The following is a 4,564-nucleotide window of genomic DNA, read 5'->3' as shown; positions in this document are numbered from 1 at the left end:
CATCCAAAGGGAACTACCTATACTGTCCAGTTCATCAGCTTCCTGATATTCGCTGGAAGGAAACCGGTCAGCATATCGCGAACATCATTCCAATCGACAGGGAAGAACAAATCATAAAAGCTATTCCAATCAAAGATTTTACCATGCCGGAATTCTTAGTGTTCATTACGAAAAATGGTATGGTGAAAAAGACAGAATTAGCTTCTTATAAAGCCCAGCGTCATTCAAAACCGCTGGTTGGTGTCAATTTAAAAGGTGACGATGAACTGGTAGATGTCCACCATACCGATGGCCAGGCTGACCTTTTCCTAGTTACTCATAACGGATACGGTTTATGGTTTGATGAAGAAGAAGTAAGTGTTGTCGGTGTCCGGGCGGCGGGAGTCAAAGGGATTAATTTGAAAGAAGATGATTATGTCATTGGCGGAAAGGTTTTGGCCAAGGATAGTAAAGAATCGATCTTTATCGTTACACAGCGCGGGGCCATAAAGAAAATGAAATTAACCGAGTTTGAAAAAACGAGCCGGGCAAAACGCGGTGTCGTGGTCTTGAGGGAATTGAAATCGAATCCTCATAGGGTCATTGGTTTCGATATCATTAACAAAACCGACAGTCTATTCATTCTGTCTGAAAAGGGAACCATTGAAACGATTCATGCCGCTTCATTAAAAAATCATGATCGGTATACGAATGGGTCATTTGTTTTTGATGAAACGGTTAGTGGGAAAGCGAAAGAATTATGGAAAATATCATTGGAAGATGACTCCGCCATAGAGCAGTGAATCATTTTTTGAACGGGATGCTGATCTTATCAGCATCCCGTTTATTTTCCTTTAAATGACTAGTCATATCCTTCCAGAAAATAATCCGCACCTGCCCCGCACTACAAGTTGATTTCTTTTACGAAGTTAATCAATCAATTCAAAAATGACTTATTGAGTCAAATTTAAATTCTAGTATTATGAACCGAATATTATTAAGAGGACAGCAAATAATTCAATTTTGAATTTTACCATTCATAGAACCCATGAAACATAACGATTTATTTTTGGCACACTCCTTGCATATTGTTTAGTATGACTTCTTTATTTTTTGAATGAAGAAAGGGGAGGACCAATGGATAGACCTTGGAAAAAGCATATCCCGCAAGGAAATCCAATTGAGATTGATATTCCTGAAATGTCTTTGACAGAACTATTTTATCAATCAGTCGAACAATATTCGAATAAAACAGCGGTTACGTACATGGAGCAGAGGTATACATATTCAGAGTTGGGGAAGTTAGTGAAAAGATGTGCACGCGTGCTTGCTGATGAGGGTGTTGGAAAGGGAGATCGTGTGGCTCTTATGCTTCCCAATTGTCCCCAATATCCAATTGGTTTTTTTGGAACCCTTTTGATTGGAGCCATTGTTGTCCAAGTCAATCCAATGTATAAGGCGAACGAATTAATACATGTCCTGAAAGATTCAGGTGCAAGGCACATCATTGTCCTCGACGATTTATTGCCAATAGTTGAAGCCATTATAGCTGAAACCGATGTTGAAAAGGTGCTGAGCGTGTCTCTGGAAATGGGCAAATGTGAAATGACAGAAAAGCTACTATCTGTAACAGAGGCGGATTTCACTGTGGAGATTGAACCTGCCGAAGATGTCGCCGTTCTCCAATATACAGGAGGAACGACAGGGCGTTCTAAAGGGGCGATGCTAACCCATCGTAATATTGTTGCCAATACGCTGCAGAGTGCAGCCACTTCAAGAATCAATACTCAAAAGGGGAAGGAAAGGGTACTTGGCGTTTCCCCATTATTTCATGTTTACGGCATGACTTCAGGAATGAACCTGACGTTTTATAATGGAGGGGAATTAATTCTTGTATCACGGTTTCAGGTGACGGAGATCGTCGATATCATCAATAATCTTAAACCGACTATTTTTCCAGGGGTACCGACGATGTATATTGCGTTATTACAATATTACCAGTCCCATCCATTTAATTTGGATACATTGAGATCTTGCGTTTCGGGTTCGTCACCATTGCCATTGAATGTACTGTCAAGATTCAACGAATTGAGTGGAACAAAGATTGCAGAGGGCTATGGCCTGTCTGAGGCGTCACCAGTCACGCACCGGAATCCAGTTAGCGGCCTGCAAAAATCCGGAAGTATCGGGATTCCTATACAAAATACCGATGCCGCCATCGTTGACAGTATTACAGGGGAGCCTGCCCTTTTGGTTGATACACCAGGTGAATTGGTCATAAAGGGCCCACAGGTAATGAAAGGCTATTGGGGCATGCCGGAAGAGACGCGGCAGACGATTCAAAACGGATGGCTGCATACCGGTGATATTGCCAAGATGGATGAAGATGGCTTCTTTTACATTGTGGGACGGAAGAAAGAAATGATCATCGCTGGCGGTTTCAATATTTACCCAATTGAAATTGAAGATATACTATACAGCCATCCTAAGATTCTGGAAGCTGCCGTCTTTGGCGTTCCCGATCAATATCGCGGTGAAACGGTACAAGCTGCGGTAGTTCTAAAACCAAATGAAAGAATAACTGAAAACGAATTGAAGGATTATTGCCGAAAGCAGCTCGCTGCCTTTAAAGTCCCAAAAGCAATCACATTTGAAAGAGAACTTCCGAAGACGGCGGTCGGTAAAATCTTAAAACGCAAACTTCAAGAAAAACATGTCGCTTATTCGGATAAAATATGAAAGCGTTAACAATAATTCGCAGATAAAGGGGAATGCAAATGGACTTTCGCTTAGATGAAGACATCTTGCTATTAAAAGAAAATATACGCCAGTTTATAGAAGAGCAAATCGATCCATTTTCCATGCAGATAGAGGATGAAGATCATATCCCGGAATCCATAATAAATTTATCGAAGGAAATCGGTCTATTCGGACTTAGTATCCCGGAAAGGTATGGCGGGCTCGGAATCGGGATGGTGGGAAAATGTGCTTTATATGAGGAAATCGGCAAAACCCATAATGGATATACCACTCTGATAGGGGCCCATACCGGTATAGGGACGGTGGGGATAGTTGAAATGGGCAATGCAATGCAAAAGGAAAAGTATCTACCAGATATGGCAAGCGGTAATAGAATTGGCGCATTTGCTTTAACTGAGCCTGCAGCTGGGTCCCATGCAACGAATCTCAAAATGACGGCTGTCAAAAATGGTGATAAATATATTCTAAATGGGACCAAGCATTATATAACGAATGCAGATGTAGCTGATATTTTTACAGTTATGGCTGTAACGGACAAAGATAAAGGGGCGAAAGGAATCACCTCATTCATAGTAGAAAAGGATTTTCCGGGTTTTAGAGTTGGCAGCCTGGAAAGGAAGATGGGTCTTCGAGGCTCACATTCGGCCGAATTGGTTTTTGAAGATTGCGAGGTTCCTGCCGAAAATGTACTTGGGGACGTTGGCCAAGGGTATGTAAATGCATTGAAAATCCTTGCGAATGGCCGCGCAGGCCTTGCGGCCCGTAATTTGGGGTCCTGCCAATACCTGCTCGACCTATCTACTAAATATGCCACAGAACGTGAACAATTCAATGTCCCGATCATTGATCATCAGGCCGTATCCCACATGATTGCCGAGATGGCAATGGAAATAGAGGCACTTCGCTCCTTCACATACCGGGTTGCATGGATGGTCGATCAGCAAGAAAAAATCATTAAAGAAGCGGCAATGCTTAAGTTGTATGGTTCGGAAGTATATAATCGTGTCGCTGATAAGGCCGTTCAGATTCATGGCGGGATGGGATACATGAAGGATTATCCGATTGAACGTTTCTATCGGGATGCCCGAATCACTAGAATATATGAAGGCACATCCGAAATCCAAAAAAATATCATCACCGGACAATTGAAGAGAAAATATCAAAACTAATCTAATTGGAAAGCGGAGGGGTTAAGATGGATTTACGACTATCGGATGAACAAAAAATGGTGCAAAAAACAATACGCAAGTTCGTGGAAAATGAATTGATTCCCTTGGAAAATGAAGTGCTTCGCAATGAAATGGCAGGAAAACCTAGTTTACCAGAGGGGACATTGAAAGATTTACAGGAAAAAGCAAAAAATGCTGGGTTTTGGGGCATCAATACCCCGGAGGAATATGGCGGTGCAGACCTAGGGCAGCTTATGATGGCAATTGTCTTGATGGAAGTATCAAAAACATTTGTACCATTCAGCTTTGGAGGTTCGGCTGATAACATACTTTATTATGCAAATGAAGAACAGAAACAGAAATATCTGATCCCTACGATTAACGGTGAGAAAAAGTCCTGTTTTGCCATGACGGAGCCGGGGGCTGGGTCCGATACGCGAAATATTAAAATGACGGCAGTAAAAGAAGGGAATGAATGGGTGCTTAACGGTGAAAAAACTTTCATTACCGGAGGAAATGATGCCGATTTTGTCATGGTCATTGCTATAACCGACAAAGAACGTCATCAAGCAACCGGAACGGAAGGGGTAACCTGTTTCATTGTAGACCGTGATATGGGCTGGAGATCAGAGTATATCAATACGATGGGAGAATGG

Annotated in this window: 4 protein-coding genes; all 4 read left to right on the top strand. The window is 42.0% G+C overall.

The window, feature by feature from the left end; all coding sequences use genetic code 11:
• The coding region (locus ACFVSH_RS23255) for a DNA gyrase C-terminal beta-propeller domain-containing protein (RefSeq protein ID WP_387708066.1) at nt 1-782 on the top strand (782 nt) is incomplete at its 5' end.
• A 334-nt stretch (nt 783-1,116) separates the two neighbouring features.
• Nucleotides 1,117-2,718, top strand: a complete 1,602-nt coding sequence (locus ACFVSH_RS23250) for a long-chain-fatty-acid--CoA ligase (RefSeq protein WP_387708065.1) — start codon at nt 1,117-1,119, stop codon at nt 2,716-2,718.
• A gap of 38 nt (nt 2,719-2,756) precedes the next feature.
• A complete protein-coding gene (locus ACFVSH_RS23245; protein ID WP_387708063.1) occupies nt 2,757-3,908 on the top strand; it encodes an acyl-CoA dehydrogenase family protein in 1,152 nt (383 codons plus the stop codon).
• A gap of 26 nt (nt 3,909-3,934) precedes the next feature.
• On the top strand, nt 3,935-4,564 hold a 630-nt coding region (locus ACFVSH_RS23240; protein ID WP_387708062.1), incomplete at its 3' end, for an acyl-CoA dehydrogenase family protein.

It is taken from the genome of Peribacillus sp. NPDC058002 (assembly GCF_042886655.1).
Lineage (GTDB): Bacteria > Bacillota > Bacilli > Bacillales > DSM-1321 > Peribacillus > Peribacillus aracenensis.
This window is presented reverse-complemented; position numbering and strand designations above follow the sequence as displayed.

What these genes read in the sequence shown, in the direction of transcription:
- ACFVSH_RS23245 (WP_387708063.1), top strand. Translation starts at nt 2,757, where the DNA reads ATGGACTTTCGCTTAGATGAAGACATCTTGCTATTAAAAGAAAATATA.
- ACFVSH_RS23250 (WP_387708065.1), top strand. Translation starts at nt 1,117, where the DNA reads ATGGATAGACCTTGGAAAAAGCATATCCCGCAAGGAAATCCAATTGAG.